The following is a 19,615-nucleotide window of genomic DNA, read 5'->3' on the forward strand; positions in this document are numbered from 1 at the left end:
GCGAACGCCCCATCCCACCTGCGGAAAGGTTGACCTCCAGTGGCTGACTGGTACACGAACTTCGCCAACTCCGGCCTCGGCACCACGATCACCAAGCAGCTGGGCCTGCCGCGCCCGGCCGAGCTGCGCCGCTACGAGCCCGGGGAGCCGCTGCTGCCGGGGCCGGTGGTGGTCGGCTCGGCCGGCCAGGGCCGGCTGCGCGACACCGTCACGGCGGTCCTGCGGGACGCCGGGGTGACGGTGCAGTCGCCGGTGACGGCGGACGGCGGCACCGACGGCGAGAAGCCCGGCGCGGTCGTCCTCGACGCGACCGGCCTGACAGGCCCCGCCGACCTGGCCGCCGCGCACGACTTCCTGGCCCCGGCGATCAAGCGGCTGCGCCGCTCCGGCCGGGTGCTGGTGCTAGCCGACCCGCCCTCGGACGCCGACTCCCCGGCGCAGGCCGCGGCCCGCCAGGCGGTGGACGGACTGGTCCGCTCCATCGCCAAGGAGCTGCTGAACGGGTCCACGGCGAACGCGGTCTACGTGCCCGAGGGCGCCGAGGGGTCGCTGGCGAGCCCGCTGCGCTTCTTCCTCTCCGGCCGGTCGGCCTACGTCGACGGGCAGCTGCTCACCCTGTCGGCGGCCGACGTGCCGGCGGGTGAGGACGACGGGAAGCCGCTGGCCGGGAGGGTCGCCGTCGTCACGGGGGCCGCGCGTGGCATCGGGGCGGCGATCGCGAAGGTCATGGCCCGGGACGGCGCGCACGTCGTCGCCGTCGACATCCCCGCGGCCGGCGACAACCTGGCCTCGGTCGCCAACGAGATCGGCGGGACGGCGTTCCAGCTCGACATCACCGCCGACGACGCGCCGCAGCGGCTGGTCGAGCACCTGCGCGAGCGGCACGGGGGCGTCGACGTCGTCGTGCACAACGCCGGGATCACCCGCGACAAGCTGCTGGTCAACATGGACGCCGCCCGCTGGAACACCGTCATGGCGGTCAACCTGCAGGCGCAGCTCGACCTCACCCAGGCACTGCTGGACGCCGACGGAGTGCTGAAGCCCGACGCCCGCATCGTCTGCGTCTCCTCGCAGTCGGGCATCGCCGGCAACCGCGGCCAGACCAACTACGCGGCGTCCAAGGCCGGCGTCATCGGCATGGTGCGGGCGTGGGCTCCGGAGTTCGCGAAGCGGGGCGCGACCATCAACGCCGTCGCCCCGGGCTTCATCGTCACCGAGATGACGGCGAAGATGCCCTTCGGCACCCGGGAGATCGGGTCGCGGATCAACTCGCTGCAGCAGGGCGGCCTGCCGGTCGACGTCGCCGAGACGATCGCCTGGCTGTCGCAGCCGGGCAGCGCCGGGGTCAACGGCCAGACGGTCCGCGTCTGCGGCCAGTCGCTGCTGGGGGCCTGAGGTGAGCGAGCCCTCGACGGGCCGGACGGAGCTGGAGCAGCCGCCGAACATGGCGGCGCTCTTCGCCCGGGCCGCGCTCACCGCCCGCGGCCGCGGCGGCGACCTGCCCGACACCCGGCTGGCCCGCACCGGCGTGCCGGTGGACGCCGGGCACCTGGCCGAGTACGCCCGCGTCTGCGGGTTCCCGCTGGCCGACACCCTGCCGCCCACCTATCCGCACATGCTCACGTTCCCGCTGCAGCTGGCGCTGATGGGCGACCGCTCCTTCCCGCTGGCGCTGCCCGGGCTGGTGCACGTGCGCAACCGGATCGACGTGCTGCGCCCGGTGCGCACCGACGAGGTGCTCGACCTCGAGGTGTGGGCCGAGCGGTTCGCCGGGCACCGCAGCGGGGCGACCGTCGACCTCTGCGCCTCGGTGTCGGCAGGCGGCGCCGAGGTCTGGCGCAGCCGCTCGACGTACCTGGCGCGCGGCGCGACGGCGCCAGCGGACGCTCCGGAATCCGATGTGACGGTTGTGGTCGGCGACCTGGACCGGGTGGCCGCCACCTGGCGGATCCCCGCCGACGCCGGTCGGCGCTACGCGACGGTCTCCGGCGACGTGAACCCGATCCACCTGTCCGGTCTCACGGCGAAGGCGTTCGGCTTCAAGCGGGCGATCGCGCACGGCATGTGGGTCAAGGCCCGCGTGCTCGCGGCGGTGGCCAACCGGCTGCCGGACGCGGTCACCGTCGACGTCGGCTTCCGCAAGCCGCTGTTCCTGCCGTCGACGGTCACCCTGTCGACGGCGCAGGCCGACGGTGGCTGGGACGTCGCCGTCCGCCATGCGACGAACGGCAGCGAGCACCTGGTCGGTACCGTCCGCCCTCTCCGATGAGGAAGGCGCCGGCATGCCCGTCTCGTTCGACCTGACCGAGGACCAGCTCGAGCTGCAGAAGTGGGTGCACGAGTTCGCCGCGAACGTCGTCCGCCCGGCGGCGCACGAGTACGACGAGCGGGAGGTCTTCCCGTGGGAGGTCCTGCAGGAGGCGGCGAAGATCGGGCTGTACTCGCTCGACTTCTTCGCCACCCAGTGGTTCGACGAGTCCGGCCTCGGCATCCCGCTCACCATGGAGGAGCTCTTCTGGGGTGACGCGGGGATCGGGCTGGCTATCGTCGGGACCACCCTGGCTGCGGCATCCGTGCGCGCGAACGGCACCGACGAGCAGGTCGGGCAGTGGATCCCGGCGATGTTCGGCACCGAGAGCGAGCCGAAGGTGGCGGCGTTCTGCTCGTCGGAGCCCGATGCCGGCTCCGACGTCGGCGCGATGCGCACCCGGGCGGTCTACGACGAGAAGACCGACGAGTGGGTGCTCACCGGCACCAAGACCTGGGCCACCAACGGCGGCATCGCCGACATCCACGTGGTCACCGCCGTCGTCGACCCCGAGCTCAAGGCCCGCGGGCACGCCAGCTTCGTCGTTCCGCCGGGCACGAAGGGCATCAGCCAGGGGCAGAAGTTCCTCAAGCACGGCATCCGCGCCTCGCACACCGCGGAGGTCGTGCTGGACGAGTGCCGGATCCCCGGCGACTGCCTGCTCGGCGGCCGCGAGAAGCTCGAGGAGCGACTGGCCCGCGCCCGCGAGGGCGTCAAGAGCGGCCGCACCCAGCCGTCGATGGCCACGTTCGAGCGCACCCGGCCCGCGGTCGGTGCCCAGGCGGTCGGCGTGGCCCGGGCCGCCTACGACTACGCGCTCGACTACGCCAGGCAGCGGGTGCAGTTCGGCCGGCCGATCATCGAGAACCAGGCGATCGCCTTCCTGCTCGCCGACATGAAGACCTCCATCGACGCGGCCCGGCTGCTGGTCTGGCGGGCCGCCTGGATGGCCCGCAACGGCCAGCAGTTCACCGCCGCCGAGGGGTCGATGTCCAAGCTCGTCGCGGGTGAGACGGCGGTGCGGGTGACGGAGAAGGCCATGCAGATCCTCGGCGGCAACGGCTACACCCGCGACTACCCGGTCGAGCGGATGGCGCGCGACGCGAAGATCTACACCATCTTCGAGGGCACCTCGGAGATCCAGCGGCTGGTCATCGCCCGCACGATCTCCGGCGTCCACGTGCGCTGATCAACGGGCATCGGGCGGGAGCGCGGCCAGGACGGCGTCCAGCACCCGCCCGGCGCCGAAGCGGACCACGTCGTCGGTGACGAGCCCGGTCTCCGCGGCGGCGTCGTCGACCGCCCGCCGGGCGGCGGCGTCGTCCAGGCCGGCGGTGTTGAGCGCGACGGCGGCGACCTGGGCGGGGCGCACCCACCCGGCGGCCTGCTCGTAGCCGCGCACGATCTCCGGCAGCGGGGGCAGCGCGGTGCCCGGGTAGTCGAAGACGGCGGTCCGCCCCACCCGGTGGCACAGCACCAGGGCATCGGCCGACGACCCGTGCAGCAGGCCGAGGGTCACCCCGGAGTAGGCCGGGTGGTAGATCGAGCCCTGTCCCTCCAGCCAGAGCAGGTCCCCACGGGTCGCCCCCTCCCGGACCAGCCGATCGGCCGCGCCGGCGACGAAGTCGGAGATCACGTGGTCGACGGCCATGCCCCAGCCGGAGATCGCGACGCCGGTCTGCCCGGTGGCCACGAAGACCGAGCCCCGCCCGCGGTCGCGCGCCGCCCGGTCCAGCTCGAGGACGACGCTCATCTTCCCGATCGCGCAGTCGGAGCCGACCGTGTGGACGACGCGGGCCCCGACCGGCTCGGCGAGCGGGACCCCGAGGTCGGCCGGCACCGCGCGCAGGTCCCGGATCCCGACCCCGGCCGCCCGGGCAGCTGCCGCGAGCTCCGGATCGGCGCCCAGATCCGTGTGCAGCCCCGCTTCGACGTGCATCCCCAGGCCCAGCGCGGCCAGCAGCACCTCCCGCCAGGCGGCCGTGAGCCGGCCACCGAGCGGCGCGACGCCCAGCAGCACCGTCGTCGCCCCCAGGTCCCGGGCCGCCGCCACGTCGGCGACCACGGGAGCGGGGGACGCGCAGAAGGGGACGACGTCCACCGCCCGCCGCCCGGCGTGCGCGGAATCGATCACGCACACCACCTCGCGCGTGCCGTAGCGCAGCACCCCGTGCGCGGTCTTCGCGTAGGACTCGGCGAGCTGCCCGCCGGTCAGGACCGCCAGCCGCTCCCCGCTCACGCCGCCTCCTCCGCGACGAGCCCGAGGCCCGGTGCGTCCGGCAGCACCAGCCGCCCGTCGGCGAGCCCCAGGCCGGTGAACGGCTCGTCGCTGATCAGCAGGTGGCCGTCCAGGTCGACGAGGTCGGCCAGCGCACCGAGCTGGGCGGCCTGGGCGATCCCGAGCTGCGACTCGATCATGCAGCCCAGCATCACCCGCAGGTCCAGCGCGGCGGCGGCGGCCAGCATGCGCTGCGCCTCCCGGATGCCGCCGCACTTGGCCAGCTTCACCACGATGCCGTCGGCGTAACCGGCCACGGCGGGCACGGAGGCGAGGTCCTTGCAGCCCTCGTCGACGAAGACCGGCAACCGGTCCGGCAGCTCGCGGTAGCGCGCGAAGGAGTCGAGGTCGGCCGCGGGGAAGGGCTGCTCGACCATCTCCACGCCGAGCTCCCGCAGCTGCGGGGTGAGGTCCCGGGCCTCCTCGAACGTCCAGCCCTCGTTGCCGTCGATCCGCAGCCGGGCGCCGGAGACCGCCCGGATCGCCGCCAGCCGCTCCAGGTCGCCGGGGCCGCCGACCTTCACCTTGTAGACGGCGAAACCCGGGGCCCGGCGCACGCGGGCGACGGTCTCCTCCACCGTCGAGATGCCGATCGTGAAGCTCGTCGGCGGGGCGACGCCGTCGAGGCCGAGGAGCCGCCACACCGGCAGGCCGTACCGGCGGCCGACCCAGTCGTGCGCGGCGCCGTCGAGGGCCATCTTCGCGCCCTGGGGCCCGTCCCAGGCGCGCAGCCGGCGGGCGATGCCCTCGAGGTCGCGCAGGTCGTCGCCGAGCAGGGCGGCGCCGTCGGCGGCGACGGCCTCGGCCATGCCGGCCACCGACTCGCCCCAGTACGCCACCGGCGCCCCCTCGCCGGAGGCCCGGACGCCGCCGGCGTCGACCGTGACGACGAGGACCTCCTCGGTGTCCACCGACGACCGGGCGATGGTGAACGTGTCGCGCAGGCGCAGCGTCCGGGGTCGGCAGGTGATCTCCACGGGAGCAGTCTCGCGGGCCGGGGCCCGGATGTCCCGCGCGAACGGGTTCCCGCCGTGCTCGGTATCGATGAGGCAACGATTGCGCTGCAGGTCCGCTTCGGGTGGCCGAGCTGCGCAGACAGCGCCAAGGTCGGAGACGGAACGCAGCACTGCCCGCCGAGCCTCCGGAGGATCCCGTGCGAACGACCCGACTCCTGTCCCTCAGTGCCGCCGGAGCCCTGGCCCTCACCGCGTGCAGCGGAGGTGGGGAGAGCGTCGACACCGGGGACGGTGGCGGCGGCGCCGGCGGGGGTGGGGGCGACGTGCTGGCGGTCGCGGTCGGTGCCCAGCCCGACCAGTTCGACCCGCACGTCACCAGCGCGTACCCGAGCTTCCAGGTGCTGGAGAACGTCTACGACACCCTCGTCGTCCCGAACCCCGACGACCTGACGATGGAACCGAGCCTGGCCACCGACTGGGAGACCAGCGAGGACGGCCTGACCTGGACGTTCACCCTCCGCGAGAACGTGACCTTCCACGACGGCAGCGAGTTCGACGCCGCCGACGTCGTCTACTCCTACAACCGGATCATGGACGAGCAGCTCCAGAACGCCTACCGGTTCGAGAACGTCGAGTCGGTCGAGGCGGTGGACCCGCAGACCGTCGAGATCACCGTCAGCCAGCCGACGCCCAACCTGCCGGCGCTGCTCGGTGGCTTCAAGGGCACCGCGATCATCCCCGAGGGCGCCGCCGAGGAGTACGACCTCACCACCGAGGCCGTGGGCACCGGGCCCTTCACGCTGGAGAGCTCGAGCGCGAGCAGCACCGAGCTCGCCGCCTACGAGGACTACTGGGGCGGCGCGCCGAGCGTCGGTGGCGTCGAGTTCCGGTACATCGCCGAACCGGCCGCGGCGCTGACCGCGCTGGAGAACGGCGAGGTGCAGTGGACCGACAACGTGCCGCCGCAGCAGATCGAGTCGCTGCAGGGCGACCAGGACGTCGAGCTGCAGAGCATCCCGAGCGTCGACTACTGGTACATGTCGATGAACTTCGACCGGGAGCCGTTCGGCAACCCGCTGGTGCGGCAGGCGATCGCCACGGCCGTCGACCGGGAGGCCGTCACCGAGGCGGCCCGCTTCGGCGCGGCGCAGGCCAACCAGACGGCCATCCCCGAGGGCAACTTCTTCGCGTCGGACTACGCGCCGTTCGACGCCGACACCGAGGCGGCCCGCCAGCTGCTGCAGGAGGCCGGTGTGCAGACCCCCATCACGATGGGGCTGATGGTCACCGACGAGTTCCCGGAGACGGTGACCGCCGCGCAGGTGATCGCCGCCCAGCTCGAGCCGATCGGGATCGACGTCGACGTCCAGACCGTGGACTTCGCGACCTGGCTGGACCGGCAGGCGCAGGGTGACTTCGACACCTTCATGCTCGGCTGGCTGGGCAACCTCGACCCGTTCGACTACTACCACTCCCAGCACATCACCGACGGGGTGAACAACTACCAGGGCTACAGCAACGCCGAGGTCGACCGGCTGCTGCTGGCGGCCTCCAGCGAGACCGACCCCGACACCCGCCGCGACCTCTACCACGACGCGATCGAGATGATCGTCGACGACGTCTCCTACCTGTACCTCTACAACCCGAACGTGGTCCAGGCCTGGGCGCCCGGCCTGACCGGCTACACGATCCGGCCGGACCGGGCGATCAACTTCGAGGACGTGGAGCTGCCCTGACCGGTTACCTGGTCCGGCGGGTCGGCCAGTCGCTGGTCGTCCTCGCCGGGGTGAGCGTGGTGGTGTTCGGCCTGGTGCACCTCGTACCGGGCGATCCGGTGCGGCTCGCCCTGGGCACCCGCTTCTCCCAGGAGAGCTACGACGCGCTGCGCGAGCGGTCCGGCCTGGACCAGCCGCTGATCGAGCAGTTCTTCGGCTGGCTGGGCCGGGCCCTGCAGGGGGACCTGGGCGTCAGCTTCCGCAGCGGGGAGACCGTCACCTCGCAGATCGCCGAGCGGCTGCCGGCCACGCTCACCCTGGCCTTCGCCTCGATCCTGGTCGCCCTGCTGATCGCGATCCCGCTGGGCACGATCTCGGCGCTCCGCCCCCGCTCGCTCGTCGACCGCGTCGCCACGGTCATCAGCCAGTTCGGCATCTCGGTGCCCGACTTCTGGATGGGCATCGTGCTCATCCTGGTCTTCGCCGGGACGCTGGGCTGGCTGCCGTCGGGCGGCTACGTGCCGCTCACCGAGGACCCGGGCGCCTGGCTCCAGCGCCTGCTCATGCCGGCGCTGGTGACCGGTGTGGTGTCCGGCTCCGTCATCACCCGCTTCGTGCGGTCCAGCATGCTCGAGGCGCTGGGGTCCGACCACGTGCGGACGGCGCAGGCGAAGGGCCTGCCCACGCGTCAGGTGTTCACCTGGCACGTGCTGCGCAACGCCCTGCTCCCGCTGGTCACGGTGACCGGCGTGCAGCTGGCCTACCTGCTCTCCGGCGTCGTCGTCGTGGAGATCGTGTTCTCGTGGCCCGGGCTGGGGCAGCTGGCCCTGCAGGCGGTCCAGGCCCGCGACTACCCGGTGCTGCAGGGCGCGATCCTGCTGTTCGCGGTGGTGTTCCTGGTGATCAACCTGATCGTCGATCTGCTCTACACGGCCATCGACCCCCGGATCCGGCGATGACCAACCGCCGAGGCCTGCTGCCATGAGCATCCAGCCGACACCGGGGCCCCCGCCCTACCAGGAACCGGACGGCGACCGCCGGCCGGAGACGCCCGGGGAGCCGCCCGGCGGGTCGCCGCAGCGGGAGACGCAGACCGGGCCGCCGACGCTGCGACCGGCCCGGCCGCAGTGGCGGGAGACGCTGAGCCTGCTGCTGCACAACCCGACGGCGGCCATCGCCGGGGCCCTCCTGCTGCTGATCGTCGTCGTGGCGGTCTTCGACGAGACGTTCGCCCCCGAGGGGGCCAACGCCATCTCCATCGCCGACCGGCTGGAGTCACCGAGCTGGGAGCACCCGTTCGGCACCGACGACCTCGGGCGGGACATCCTCAGCCGGGTGATCCTCGGCGCCTCGGTGTCGCTGCGGGTCGGGTTCCTCGCCGTCGGCTTCGCGCTGGTCGTCGGCAGCCTCATCGGGCTGCTCGCCGGTTACTACGGCAAGTGGATCGACGACGTCCTCATGCGGTTCATGGACGTGCTGTTCGCGTTCCCGGCGGTGCTGCTGGCGATCGCCGTCCTCGCCGTCCGCGGCCCGGGGTCGGGCAACACCGCCCTGGCCATCGGGATCGTCTACACGCCGATCTTCGCCCGCGTCACCCGGGCCAGCGTGCTGGGCGTGCGCGAGGAGGTCTACGTGCGGGCCTCCCGGTCGGTGGGGGCCTCGGACTGGCGGATCCTCAGCCGGCACGTGCTGCCGAACGCGGCGCCGCCGATCATCGTCCAGACCTCGATCAGCCTCGCGTTCGCCGTGCTGGCCGAGGCGGCGCTGTCCTTCCTCGGTCTGGGCACCCAGCCGCCCAACCCGTCGTGGGGGCTGATGCTGGCCGAGGGGCGTGGCTACATCGAGCTGGCCTGGTGGCTGGCGTTCTTCCCCGGGATGGCGATCTTCCTGACCGTGCTCTGCTTCAACCTGCTCGGCGACGGGCTCCGCGACGCGCTCGACCCGCGGCAGCGCACGCTGATGGCCGGGAGCGGGAAGTGAGCGAGCCGGTGCTGGAGGTCGAGGACCTGCGGGTGCGGCTGCGGACGCCGCGCGGCCCGGCCGACGTCGTGAACGGGCTGAGCTACACCGTGGGCGCGGGGGAGACGGTCGCCGTCGTCGGTGAGTCCGGCAGCGGGAAGAGCGTCTCCGTGCTGGCCCTGCTCGGGCTGCTGCCCGCCCGGGTCGCGACGGTCACCGGCCGGGCGCTGCTGCGGGGCGAGGACCTGCTGACCATGCCGCCCGAGCGGCTGCGCCAGGTGCGCGGGCCGGGCGCCGGCATGGTGTTCCAGGACCCGATGACCTCGCTGAACCCGGTGCTCACGATCGGCCGGCAGCTGGTCGAGGGCATCCGGGCGCACGGCGACGTCTCGAGGTCCGCCGCCCGCGCCCGGGCCGCCGAGCTGCTGCGCGAGGTGGGCCTGCCCGATCCCGACGGGGCCCTGGACCGCTATCCGCACGAGCTGTCGGGCGGGATGCGCCAGCGGGTGGTCATCGCGATCGCGCTGAGCAACTCGCCGTCGCTGCTGATCGCCGACGAGGCGACGACGGCGCTGGACGTCACGGTGCAGGCGCAGATCATCGAGCTGGTCGAGAAGCTGCAGGCCGAGCACGGCACCGGCGTCATCTGGATCACCCACGACCTCGGGGTGGTCGCCGGCATCGCCGACCGGGTGCTGGTCATGTACGGCGGGCGCTGCGTGGAGGACGGCACGGTCGACGACGTCCTGGAGCGCCCGGCGCACCCGTACACGCGCGGGCTGCTGGGCTCGCTGCCCGACCTGGCCGCGCCCGTCGGCCCCGACGGCGAGGTGCCCGAGCTGACCGCGGTCCCCGGGCTGCCGCCGCCGCCCACCGACCTGCCGCCCGGCTGCGTCTTCTGGCCGCGGTGCCCGGTGCGGGCCGATCCGCGCTGCGAGACCGAGCAGCCGCCGCTGGCGATCGTCTCCCGGACCGCGGGGGACGGGGCCGCCGGCGCGACCGCGTCCGGGACGTACCGGGGCGACGGGGGTGCCCTGCCGCACCGCGCGGCGACCTGGTGCACGGAGACGGCGGACAGGGGGCAGGGATGAGCGACGACGTGCTGGTCGCCGCGCGCGGGGTGGAGGTGCACTTCCCGGTCGGCGCGAGCGGGGTCCGCCGGAGGCCCACGGGCCTGCTGCGGGCGGTCGACGGCGTGGACCTCGACATCCTCCGCGGGGAGGCGCTCGGGCTGGTGGGGGAGTCGGGCTGCGGCAAGTCGACGCTGGGCAACGCGCTGCTGCACCTGGTGCCGCCCACCGGGGGCACGGTGACCTTCGACGGCCAGGACGTCGCCGCGATGGACCGCCGCGGCCTCAAGGAGATGCGCCGCCGGGCCGGGATGGTGTTCCAGGACCCGTTCGCCTCGCTCGATCCGCGCCGCACGGTGGCGCAGACGGTGAGCGAGCCCCTGGAGGTGCACGGGCTGCGGTCGGGCAAGCGGGAGCGGGCCGCGCGGGTGGGGGAGCTACTGGAGCTCGTGGGGCTGGACCCCGCGGTGGCCGGCCGCTACCCGCACGAGTTCTCCGGTGGCCAGCGGCAACGCGTCGGCATCGCCAGGGCGCTGGCCGGTGAGCCGGACTTCCTGGTGTGCGACGAGGCGATCGCCTCCCTCGACGTCAGCGTGCAGGCCCAGGTGCTCAACCTGCTGCGCCGGCTGCAGCGGCAGCTGGGGCTCACGCTGCTGTTCATCTCCCACGACCTGTCCGCCGTCCGGCACATCTCCGACCGGATCGCCGTCATGTACCTGGGGCGGATCGTGGAGCTCGGGCCGGCGGCGGCCGTGGGCACCGAGCCGCAGATGCCCTACACGCAGGCCCTGCTGTCGGCGGTGCCGGTGCCGCACCCGGCGCTGGAGCGGCAGCGGAAACGGATCGTGCTGCGCGGCGACGTCCCCTCGCCGGCGGCCGTGCCCAGCGGCTGCCGGTTCCGCACCCGCTGCCCCTACGTGTTCGAGCCGTGCGACGACGTCGACCCGGCGCTGCAGCCGGCCGGGGTGCCCGGTCAGCTCGCGGCCTGCCACCTGCACGGCGTCGCCGGCACGCCGGTCGAGCGGACGCCGGAGGGCGTCACCGCCGAACCCTGACCCCCATCGGGGAGCTCAGACCGATGTGCCGACCAGCCGGGGGCGGGCGGCGGCCAGGCCGACGACGAGCTGCGCGACCACGACGAACAGCAGCGCCACCAGCCCGGGCCGCCAGCCGCCGGTGACCTCGTGCAGCAGCCCGACGCCGAGCGGGCCGGTGGCGGCCACCAGGTAGCCGACGCTCTGCGCCGCGGCGGACAACCGCCCGGTCTGGGCGGGGTCCCGGGTGCGCTGCAGGATGAGCGTCATGGCCAGGGGGAACGCCGTGCCGGTGCCGATGCCGTAGAGCAGCGTCCACAGCAGGGGAGCCGCCGCCGGGGCGAGGATCAGGCCGGTGATCCCGGCGAGGACCGGCAGCGTGCCGACGAGCACCCAGCCGCCCTGGCCGGGTCGCCGGGCCGCGAGCGGGGGGACGACCAGCGACGCGGGGATGCCCAGCGCCGCCGCCAGCGCCAGCAGCCCGCCGGCGGCGACGGGGGAGACGCCGGCCTCGGCCTCGAGGATCTCGGCCAGCCAGGTGAGCATCGCGTAGAACGACAGCGACTGGAGGCCGAAGAAGAGCGTGACGGCGAGCGCCACGCGGTCGCGCAGGACGGCGGTGCGGGCGCCCGCGGGAGCCGGTGGCGGGGGCGGGACGTGGCGGCGCGCACGGGCGAGGGCGGCGACGGCGACCAGGGCGGCCAGCACCGGCACGCCCCACAGCAGCAGGCCGAGGACGGCGCTGCCGGCGGCGGTGGCCAGCGGCTGCGCCAGCCCGGCCCCGATGCTGGCCGACGCCGCCATCGAGGCGACGATCATCCCGACGACGACCGCGCTGCGTGCGCCGTACTCCGCCCGCGCCACCGCGGGCAGCAGGACGTTGGCGATCGCGATGCCGCCGGTGAGCAGCACCGTGCCGACGTAGAGCCCGGGTGTGGCCGCGAGGCGCACCAGGATCCCCACCGCCAGCAGGACGACGCCGACCAGCACGGCGCGGTGCAGGCCGACGCGCGTGGCGAGGGCGGGGGCGAACGGCGAGACCAGCCCGAAGCAGACCAGCGGCAGGGCGGTGACGACGGCGAGCGCCCCGGTGGAGAGCGCGAGCTCGCCGCCGAGCTCGGCGAGCAGCGGACCCACCGCGGCGAAGGGCGCGCGCAGGCAGAGCGCCACCAGGACGAGGGCGAGGGCGGGCAGCACCAGCCGCCAGGTGGCCCGCGGCCTCCGGTCGGTGGTGGTCACGAGCCGGCGCGGCGGCCGAGGTCCTGCTCGATCTGCGCCGCCGTCTCCAGGAGCGGGGGCACGTAGTCGTGCTCCAGCTGGTCGAGCGAGGTGCGGCTGGCGCTGACGGAGAGGTTGACCGCGGCGACGACGGCACCGGAGCGGTCGCAGACGGGCGCGGCCGCCGAGCGCAGACCCTCCTCCAGCTCCTGGTCGACCATCGCGTAGCCCTGCTCACGCACGGCGACGAGCGTGCGCCGCAGCTCGGCGGCGTCGGTGACGGTGCGGTCGGTCAGCCGCGCCAGCTCGGCGCGCTCGAGGTACGCATCGAGCTCGGCGTCGGGGAGGCCGGCGAGCAGGACGCGCCCCATGGACGTGGCGTACGCGGGGAACCGGGTGCCGACGGTGATCAGCACGGTCATGATCCGCTTGGTGTGCACCCTGGCCACGTAGACGACGTCGTCGCCGTCGAGGACCGACAGCGACGACGACTCCTCCACCCGGCCGACCAGCGTCTCCAGGTGCGGCTGGGCGACCTCGGGCAGGGTGAGCCCGGACAGGTAGGAGTAGCCGAGCTCGAGCACGCGGGGCCGCAGGGAGAACTCGCGGCCGTCGGCGCGCACGTAGCCGAGCTGGACGAGGGTGAGCAGGAAGCGGCGTGCGGCCGCGCGGGTGAGCCCGGTCGCCCGGGCGACCTCGCTGAGCTGGAGCCGCGGGTGCTCGGCGTCGAAGGCCCGGATGACCGCGAGACCGCGGTCGAGGGACTGCACGAACGTGCCGTCCCGGACTGGCGCCGGAGGCTCGTCGGGCACGGATGTCACGGCGCTCCTTCGGTCCGGTCGGTGGTGAGCGGCATCACTCTACGGTGCGCATGCTGAACGCGCGTTCGGTGTGCGCACGGATACGACACCGTCACGACCGTTTGACGTGACAGCCCTCACGTGCCAGCGTTTCAGCGTTCACATCGCACACACCCGTTCGCAGAGCGAACGAGTCGTGATCCGGTCGATCGAAGGGGAACCCATGCGCCGCACCGTGGCTGCGCTCGTGACTGCGCCGTTGATGCTGGTCGCCGCCTGCGGCGGCTCCGACGAGGAGTCGGGCACCGCCACCACCACCGCCGGTGGCGGTGAGGGTGGCGGGCTGGAGCAGGTGTCGGTCGGTGTGATCCCCATCGTCGACGTCGCGCCGATCTACCTCGGCGACCAGCAGGGCTTCTTCGAGGACTGCGGCCTGGACCTCACCCTGGAGACCGGCCAGGGCGGCGCCGCCATCGTCCCCGCGGTCGTCAGCGGTCAGTCGGAGTTCGGCTTCAGCAACATCACCTCGCTGCTGCTGGCCTCCAGCGAGGGCCTGCCGCTGCAGGTCGTCGCGAACGGTGTCGCCTCGACCGGTGAGCAGGGCGAGGACTTCGGCGCCGTCATCACGACCCCGGACAGCGGCATCACCGGCGCCGCGGACCTCGCCGGCCGGACCGTGGCCGTCAACACGCTGAACAACATCGGGACGACGACGGTGCGCGAGTCGGTGCGGGCCGCCGGCGGCGATCCGGACAGCATCCAGTTCGTGGAGCTGCCGTTCCCGGAGATGCCGGCCGCCCTCCAGCAGGGCAACGTGGACGCCGCCTGGGTCGTGGAGCCGTTCCTGGCCCTGGCGACCGACGAGGGCGCGCAGGTCGTGACGTCGAACTTCGTCGACACCGCCGACGACCTGACCGTGGCCGCGTACTTCACCAGCCAGCAGTACGCGCAGCAGAACCCCGAGGTCGTCGAGTGCTTCAGCTCCGCGATGGAGCAGTCGCTGGAGTACGCGCAGGAGAACCCGGACGCCGTCCGGGAGATCCTCGGCGAGTACACCCAGATCGACCCGGCCATCGCCGAGGAGATGACGCTGCCGGCCTGGCCGACCGAGATCAACCGCGACTCGGTGCAGACCCTGTCCGACCTCGCGGTCGAGGACGGGTTGCTCGACGAGGCACCGGACCTGGACGCCCTGCTGCCGTGACCGGGTCGACCGCTACCCGGGCGTCGGCGGACCCCGCCGCGCCGCCGGCCCGCTCCCCGCGAGCGGGCCGGCGGCGGACGGTCCCGGCCTGGGCCCTGGGGCTGCTCGGCCTGATCGCGCTGATCGTGCTGGTCGAGGTGGCGCCGCGGATCGGGCTCGTCCCGCGGCGCTGGTTCCCGCCGTCGTCGGAGATCGGCGCGGAGCTGGTCGTGCAGTTCGGCCGCCCCGAGTTCTGGACCGCCGTCCTCGAGACCCTGAAGGGCTGGGCGATCGGCCTGGCCATCGCCGCGGTGGCCGGCGTGCTGCTGGGGCTGCTCCTCGGCACCTTCCGGTTCGCCCGGGAGTTCACCGCCTCCACCATCGAGTTCCTGCGCCCGATCCCGTCGGTGGCGCTCATCCCGATCGCCGTCCTGCTGTACGGCAACGACCTGCAGAGCGAGCTGCTCCTGGTCGTCTACGCGGCCTTCTGGCAGATCCTCATCCAGGTGCTCTACGGCGTGCAGGACGTCGACCCGGTCGCGCAGGACACCGCGCGCGCCTACGGGCTGGGTCCCTGGGCGCGGGTCCGCCACGTCACCTGGCCCACCGCGCTGCCGTACGTGATGACCGGGCTGCGCCTCGGGGCCGCCGTCGCGCTGATCCTCGCGGTCACCGCCGAGCTCGTCATCGGCACGGCGGGCCTGGGCAATCTGCTCTCCACGGCCCAGAGCAGCGGCGCGGTCGTGGCCGCGTACGCGATCGTCGTGACCACGGGCATCCTGGGCGTGATCGTCAACCTCGTCTTCCGGGCCGTCGAGCGGCGGACGCTGTCCTGGCACCCGTCCCAGCGAGCGGAGGTGGCGGCATGAGCGTGCTGCGTCGCCTCGCGATGACCCTCGGCCTGCCGGTCATCCTGTTCGCCGCCTGGTGGTTCGCCAGCGCCGGCAGCACCAGTTTCTTCTTCCCGCCGCTGTCGGAGATCCTCGACAGCCTCGTCGAGGAGTGGTTCGGCCCGCGCCTGGTCGCCGACGTCTGGCCGAGCCTCTACCGGCTGGCGGCCGGCTACGCCCTCGCCGTCCTGGTGTCCCTGGCCCTCGGCGTGCTCATCGGCACCTCGCGCACGGTCCGGGCCCTGACCGAACCGGTCTTCGAGTTCTTCCGGGCCATCCCGCCGCCGGTGCTGGTGCCGATCTTCATCCTGCTGCTCGGCCTCGGCGACGGCATGAAGATCGTCGTCATCGCCTTCGGCTGCATGTGGCCGATCCTGCTGAACACCGTGGAGGGCGTGCGTGCCGTCGACGACGTGCTCAGCGACACCGGCACCGTCTACGGCCTGCGCGGCTGGTCGCGGCTGCGGCACCTGGTGCTGCCGAGTGCCAGCCCGCAGATCTTCGCCGGCCTCCGCCAGGGGCTCTCGGTCGCGATCATCCTCATGGTCATCAGCGAGCTGTTCGCCGCCACCAACGGGCTGGGCTACGCGGTCGTCCAGGCGCAGCGCAGCTTCGCCATCCCGGAGACGTGGGCGGGCATGATCATGCTCGGCCTGCTCGGCTTCCTGCTGGCCCTGCTGTTCCGCGTGGTCGAGAGCCGGCAGCTCGCCTGGTACCACGGCCTGCGCCGCGCCCAGCGCTCCTCCTGACCTCCTCACCTCCGGGAAGGGTTCCCCATGCTCGACGTCCGCGGCATCAAGAAGGTCTACGAGAGCAAGGACCGCACGGTCGAGGCCGTCCGCGACCTCACGTTCACGCTCCCGGCCGGGGAGCTCGCCTGCCTGGTGGGGCCCTCCGGCTGCGGCAAGACGACGCTGCTGAAGATCATGTCCGGCCTCCTGGACCCGACCGAGGGCGAGGTGCTGCTCGAGGGGCAGCGCGTGCAGGGCCCGCCACCGGGCATGGCCGTGGTCTTCCAGGAGTACGGCCGCAGCCTCTTCCCGTGGATGACCGTGCGGGAGAACGTCGAGCTGCCGCTGAAGCAGAAGAAGCTGCCCACCGCCCGACGCACGGAGCTGGTGGAGGAGTCGCTGTCCGCCGTCGGCCTGGGCGAGGCGCACGCGGCCTACCCGTGGCAGCTGTCGGGCGGCATGCAGCAGCGCGTGGCCATCGCGCGGGCGGTCGCCTACGAGCCGCACGTGCTGCTGATGGACGAGCCGTTCGCGGCCGTCGACGCGCAGACCCGCGCCGACCTCGAGGACCTCATCCGCGACCTGTGGCACCGGTTCAAGGTCACGACGCTCTTCGTCACCCACGACATCGACGAGGCCGTCTACCTGGGTCAGCGGGTGCTCATCCTGTCCAACTCGCCGACGGTGATCCGCGACGACCTCGCCATCGACCTGCCCGACGAGCGCGACCAGCTCACCACCCGCTCCTCCCCGCGGTTCGCCGAGCTGCGGGCCCGGGTCTACGAGCAGATCCACCGGTCCAAGGACGAGTCGGCCGCCGACGGCGGCCCCGAGAGCGCCACGCCGCTGGCGCCGAGCCCGGTCACCGGCCCGGCCCCGGCCGCACCGGACCACTCCGGCTTCTGACCGGTTCGCACTGGCTCGACGTCGCGCGCGGGTGAGGCACTAGCCTCGACGGCGCCAGGAGGGCTCGCCTAGTGGCCGATGGCGGCGGTCTTGAAAACCGCTATGGGGTAACACCCATCGTGGGTTCGAATCCCACGCCCTCCGCTCTGTGATGTCGCAGGACATCGGCATAGCCCGGACCCACGATTCGTGGGTCCGGGCGTTTGTCATTTCCGGGTGTGATGTCTCAGGACGTCCCGGACGCCCGGACCCACGGATCGTGGGTCCGGGGCCCGTGGGAACGGCCCAGGTGCTCCCCCGCCGCGGCGAGCGTCCGGACGTGGGCCCCGACACGCCGCCGCGGAACGCGCCGGGGTGGTGACCGCCGCCCGCCGGAGCGCGTTCGCGCTGGTCAGGGCGGGAGAAGTCGACATGGCGCCGCTGCGGGAGGCGGGTCACCGTGGGGCGGCTGGGTCTGCCGCAACGATCCGGTGACGGGACGCATCGGACCGGCGCGGACACGCCCGGCGGGGGAGCGGAGGAGCCGTACGTTCTCCCCCTGACCGCGGCACGGATGCTGCGGCTAGGGCACAAGGAGTCCCCACGTGACCATGAGCACGATGCTGGTCTGGCCGGCCACCGCGATGCTGGGCTTCCTCCTGTGCACGGCGCTCGTGGTCGCCCTCGCCACGAGATCGACCGCCCGGTACGAGTTCGCCCGCAACGGCGCGCACGACCCGCAGCGTGTCGCCGCGGCGCGGACCGACAACCACCCCGCGGGTCGCCGTTCCGCCGGAGCGGCCGCCGGCGCTCCCGACGGTCAGGCGCAGCCCCAGGCCGTGGCCCTCGCGGTCCGCCACACCCAGGCGCCCGCGGACGGCACCGGGCCCGCGTGGTGGCTGGTCGGCGAGTCGGCGCAGGTGCTGGCCGGTCCGTTCGCCGACCAGGTCGACGCGGACTGGGCCGCCTTCGGCGGCGGGCTGCCGGCCGTCGCGGTCTTCGGCGCCCGGCGCACCGACGGATCGGTCGCCCTCCGGCCCTCTCCCCAGGAGCGCGCCTGGCTGCGCGAGCTCGGCGACCAGCTCGACCGGCTCCCCGAGGACTGGGACGCGTTGCTGTCCGACACCGACCCGCTGACCACGTTGGTCGTGGAGATCGCCGCGGCGCTGGTCGAGGCGGGGCTCCCCCTCCACGACGCCGGCCGGGGCGGACCGGCCGGCGGGGTCTGCCTCGTACCGGAGACGGGCTCGTGCGGGGTCCTGGTCAGCTGGCGCACGCACGACCGGATGAGCGTGCAGGGCGTCCACGGTGCCGCGGCCGACGCCGCCGTGCAGCAGCTGATGAACACGGCGGTGGCAGACACGCTGGCGCAGCTCGGGTTCGTCGTCGAGCCGGGCGGCCCGGGCGGCGGCTCCCTGGTGACGGCGCTGCGCTGAGGACCCGGGCGGATCCGTCGCCTACGCCGGCCACCCGGGGCGCAGGTGCCGGGTGGCGGCCGCCAGGGTGCGCGCGGTCAGCCGGCCGTCGGCGAGGCCGAGCGCGACGACGTCGTCGAACACCCGCTGGTCGGCGGCGGCGGCACGGAACGCGGCGTCCATGAGCACCGGCCATCGGCTGAGGCGGGACGCGGCCGCCGACGAGCGCAGGTGCCGGCCGAGGCGCCGGTCCAGCGCCCGCCGGTAGACCGCCCCAGCCACGGCACCGTGCCCGCTGGCGGCGCCGGCCAGCGCACCGGAGAGCACCGCGTAGAAGATCCCCTCCCCGGTGAGGGGGTTGATAAGGGCGGCGGCGTCGCCGGCCAGCAGCACCCGGCCGTCGGGCTGGTGCGGCCGGCCGGTGCTCAACGGAAGCCGGTGGGCCCTGAGCTGGGAGCCCTCGACGCCGGGCAGCAGCCGCTGCAGGCCCTCGAGCAGGCCCGCGCGGGTGGCTCCTCCCGACACCAGCTCGCCGTAGCCGATGTTCGCCCGCCCGTCACCCAGGGGGAACGACCACGCGTAGGCCGGCCAGCGCTGCTCGGTCGTGGTGATCACCTGGACCCCGCGCCGGCCGGGCAGCTCCGCCCCGTAGCCGCGGATCGCCACGGCCAGCTGGTCGGCACGGTTGCGGCCGGCGCCCACCGCCCGGCGGACGACGGACTCCGCGCCGTCGGCGGCGATCAGCACGGCGGCCGTGACGGAACCGTCCACCTCCACGGCGTCGGGGTGGACGGTCACCTGCCGGACGACGTGCCGGCGCAGGACGGCCCCGGCGTCCTGGGCGGCGGCGATCAGCCGCGCGTCCAGCACGGTCCGGGGGATCACGTGGGAGGGGCGGGCGGTGTCCCGCTCGACCGTCGTCCCGCGCGGGGAGGTCAGCCGCAGCCGGGACACGGCCGGGTGACCGTCGGTGACCGCGACCGGGTCGATCCCGAGGACGGCGAGGACGTCGAGCGCCTCGGCCGCGACGCCGTCGCCGCACACCTTGTCGCGGGGGAAGTCGACCCGGTCGAGCACGAGCACGCGGGCCGACGGGTCGGCCCGGCGCGCGGCCAGGGCGCTCGCGGCGCCCGCCGGCCCCCCTCCGACGACGACGACGTCCCAGTGCTCCAC

General features: G+C 73.9%; 18 protein-coding genes and 1 tRNA gene. 14 read left to right on the top strand and 5 right to left on the bottom strand.

The annotated features are described in order from the left end of the window. Positions 1–39 precede the first annotated feature (39 nt). From ABDB74_RS01295 to ABDB74_RS01305, 3 genes are read left to right on the top strand one after another with little or no spacing between them, the layout of a single operon-like run. Entirely contained in the window at positions 40–1,395 is a 1,356-nt protein-coding gene (locus tag ABDB74_RS01295; RefSeq protein WP_346621174.1) for a 3-oxoacyl-ACP reductase, read from the top strand. Between the two features lies 1 nt (position 1,396). After that, entirely contained in the window at positions 1,397–2,269 is an 873-nt protein-coding gene (locus tag ABDB74_RS01300; RefSeq protein ID WP_346621175.1) for a MaoC/PaaZ C-terminal domain-containing protein, read from the top strand. Positions 2,270–2,282: 13 nt separating this feature from the next. Further along, entirely contained in the window at positions 2,283–3,497 is a 1,215-nt protein-coding gene (locus tag ABDB74_RS01305; protein ID WP_346621177.1) for an acyl-CoA dehydrogenase family protein, read from the top strand. Here ABDB74_RS01305 and ABDB74_RS01310 read toward each other — a convergent pair whose 3' ends face one another. Both ABDB74_RS01310 and ABDB74_RS01315 read right to left on the bottom strand, forming a co-directional pair. After that, positions 3,498–4,547, bottom strand: a complete 1,050-nt coding sequence (locus ABDB74_RS01310) for a DUF1611 domain-containing protein (RefSeq protein ID WP_346621178.1) — start codon at positions 4,545–4,547, stop codon at positions 3,498–3,500. Beyond that, positions 4,544–5,563 (bottom strand): dipeptide epimerase, encoded by a 1,020-nt coding sequence (locus tag ABDB74_RS01315; protein ID WP_346621180.1) that lies wholly within the window; start codon positions 5,561–5,563, stop codon positions 4,544–4,546. Before ABDB74_RS01315 ends, ABDB74_RS01310 begins: the two co-directional genes overlap by 4 nt. Positions 5,564–5,739: 176 nt before the next feature. Between ABDB74_RS01315 and ABDB74_RS01320 the strand changes: the two genes are divergently transcribed. Genes ABDB74_RS01320 through ABDB74_RS01340 form a run of 5 tightly spaced genes read left to right on the top strand, consistent with a single transcriptional unit; the run spans position 5,740 to position 11,341 of the window. Next, on the top strand, positions 5,740–7,278 hold the full coding sequence (locus ABDB74_RS01320; protein ID WP_346621181.1) for an ABC transporter substrate-binding protein: 1,539 nt from the start codon (positions 5,740–5,742) through the stop codon (positions 7,276–7,278). Between the two features lie 8 nt (positions 7,279–7,286). Next, a complete protein-coding gene (locus tag ABDB74_RS01325) occupies positions 7,287–8,216 on the top strand; it encodes an ABC transporter permease (RefSeq protein WP_346623827.1) in 930 nt (309 codons plus the stop codon). 22 nt (positions 8,217–8,238) lie between these two features. Then, on the top strand, positions 8,239–9,237 hold the full coding sequence (locus ABDB74_RS01330) for an ABC transporter permease subunit (RefSeq protein WP_346621182.1): 999 nt from the start codon (positions 8,239–8,241) through the stop codon (positions 9,235–9,237). Beyond that, the gene (locus ABDB74_RS01335; protein WP_346621184.1) at positions 9,234–10,307 is read left to right on the top strand and encodes an ABC transporter ATP-binding protein; all 1,074 of its coding nucleotides are present in this window, start codon (positions 9,234–9,236) and stop codon (positions 10,305–10,307) included. Before ABDB74_RS01330 ends, ABDB74_RS01335 begins: the two co-directional genes overlap by 4 nt. Next, positions 10,304–11,341 (top strand): ABC transporter ATP-binding protein, encoded by a 1,038-nt coding sequence (locus ABDB74_RS01340; RefSeq protein ID WP_346621185.1) that lies wholly within the window; start codon positions 10,304–10,306, stop codon positions 11,339–11,341. Before ABDB74_RS01335 ends, ABDB74_RS01340 begins: the two co-directional genes overlap by 4 nt. Positions 11,342–11,356: 15 nt before the next feature. Here ABDB74_RS01340 and ABDB74_RS01345 read toward each other — a convergent pair whose 3' ends face one another. Both ABDB74_RS01345 and ABDB74_RS01350 read right to left on the bottom strand, forming a co-directional pair. Continuing rightward, positions 11,357–12,559 (bottom strand): MFS transporter, encoded by a 1,203-nt coding sequence (locus tag ABDB74_RS01345; RefSeq protein ID WP_346621187.1) that lies wholly within the window; start codon positions 12,557–12,559, stop codon positions 11,357–11,359. Continuing rightward, on the bottom strand, positions 12,556–13,359 hold the full coding sequence (locus ABDB74_RS01350) for an IclR family transcriptional regulator C-terminal domain-containing protein (protein ID WP_346621188.1): 804 nt from the start codon (positions 13,357–13,359) through the stop codon (positions 12,556–12,558). The genes ABDB74_RS01345 and ABDB74_RS01350 overlap by 4 nt, the downstream gene beginning before the upstream one ends. 202 nt (positions 13,360–13,561) lie before the next feature. Here ABDB74_RS01350 and ABDB74_RS01355 point away from each other — a divergent pair, with 202 nt between their 5' ends. The 6 genes from ABDB74_RS01355 (at position 13,562) to ABDB74_RS01380 (ending at position 18,463) form a co-directional block, all read left to right on the top strand. Beyond that, positions 13,562–14,542 (top strand): ABC transporter substrate-binding protein, encoded by a 981-nt coding sequence (locus ABDB74_RS01355; RefSeq protein WP_346621190.1) that lies wholly within the window; start codon positions 13,562–13,564, stop codon positions 14,540–14,542. Next, a complete protein-coding gene (locus ABDB74_RS01360) occupies positions 14,539–15,390 on the top strand; it encodes an ABC transporter permease (RefSeq protein ID WP_346621192.1) in 852 nt (283 codons plus the stop codon). Before ABDB74_RS01355 ends, ABDB74_RS01360 begins: the two co-directional genes overlap by 4 nt. Continuing rightward, positions 15,387–16,160, top strand: coding sequence for an ABC transporter permease (locus tag ABDB74_RS01365; protein WP_346621193.1), 774 nt, complete (start codon positions 15,387–15,389; stop codon positions 16,158–16,160). Before ABDB74_RS01360 ends, ABDB74_RS01365 begins: the two co-directional genes overlap by 4 nt. Positions 16,161–16,187: 27 nt before the next feature. Continuing rightward, on the top strand, positions 16,188–17,048 hold the full coding sequence (locus ABDB74_RS01370; RefSeq protein WP_346621195.1) for an ABC transporter ATP-binding protein: 861 nt from the start codon (positions 16,188–16,190) through the stop codon (positions 17,046–17,048). 57 nt (positions 17,049–17,105) lie between these two features. Then, positions 17,106–17,192: transfer RNA gene (locus ABDB74_RS01375), tRNA-Ser, on the top strand. Positions 17,193–17,638: 446 nt separating this feature from the next. After that, complete coding sequence (locus ABDB74_RS01380; protein WP_346623828.1) at positions 17,639–18,463, top strand: hypothetical protein; 825 nt, start codon at positions 17,639–17,641, stop codon at positions 18,461–18,463. Positions 18,464–18,484: 21 nt separating this feature from the next. Here the strand turns inward: ABDB74_RS01380 and ABDB74_RS01385 are convergent, their stop codons facing one another. Beyond that, positions 18,485–19,615, bottom strand: coding sequence for a geranylgeranyl reductase family protein (locus tag ABDB74_RS01385; RefSeq protein ID WP_346621197.1), 1,131 nt, complete (start codon positions 19,613–19,615; stop codon positions 18,485–18,487).

The organism is Blastococcus sp. HT6-4, assembly GCF_039679125.1.
Taxonomy (GTDB): Bacteria; Actinomycetota; Actinomycetes; order Mycobacteriales; family Geodermatophilaceae; genus Blastococcus; species Blastococcus montanus.

Excerpts from the sequence above, each read along its gene's own strand:
- ABDB74_RS01305 (WP_346621177.1), top strand. The coding sequence starts at position 2,283 with ATGCCCGTCTCGTTCGACCTGACCGAGGACCAGCTCGAGCTGCAGAAG.
- ABDB74_RS01330 (WP_346621182.1), top strand. The coding sequence starts at position 8,239 with ATGAGCATCCAGCCGACACCGGGGCCCCCGCCCTACCAGGAACCGGAC.
- ABDB74_RS01340 (WP_346621185.1), top strand. The coding sequence starts at position 10,304 with ATGAGCGACGACGTGCTGGTCGCCGCGCGCGGGGTGGAGGTGCACTTC.
- ABDB74_RS01355 (WP_346621190.1), top strand. The coding sequence starts at position 13,562 with ATGCGCCGCACCGTGGCTGCGCTCGTGACTGCGCCGTTGATGCTGGTC.
- ABDB74_RS01365 (WP_346621193.1), top strand. The coding sequence starts at position 15,387 with ATGAGCGTGCTGCGTCGCCTCGCGATGACCCTCGGCCTGCCGGTCATC.
- ABDB74_RS01370 (WP_346621195.1), top strand. The coding sequence starts at position 16,188 with ATGCTCGACGTCCGCGGCATCAAGAAGGTCTACGAGAGCAAGGACCGC.
- ABDB74_RS01380 (WP_346623828.1), top strand. The coding sequence starts at position 17,639 with ATGAGCACGATGCTGGTCTGGCCGGCCACCGCGATGCTGGGCTTCCTC.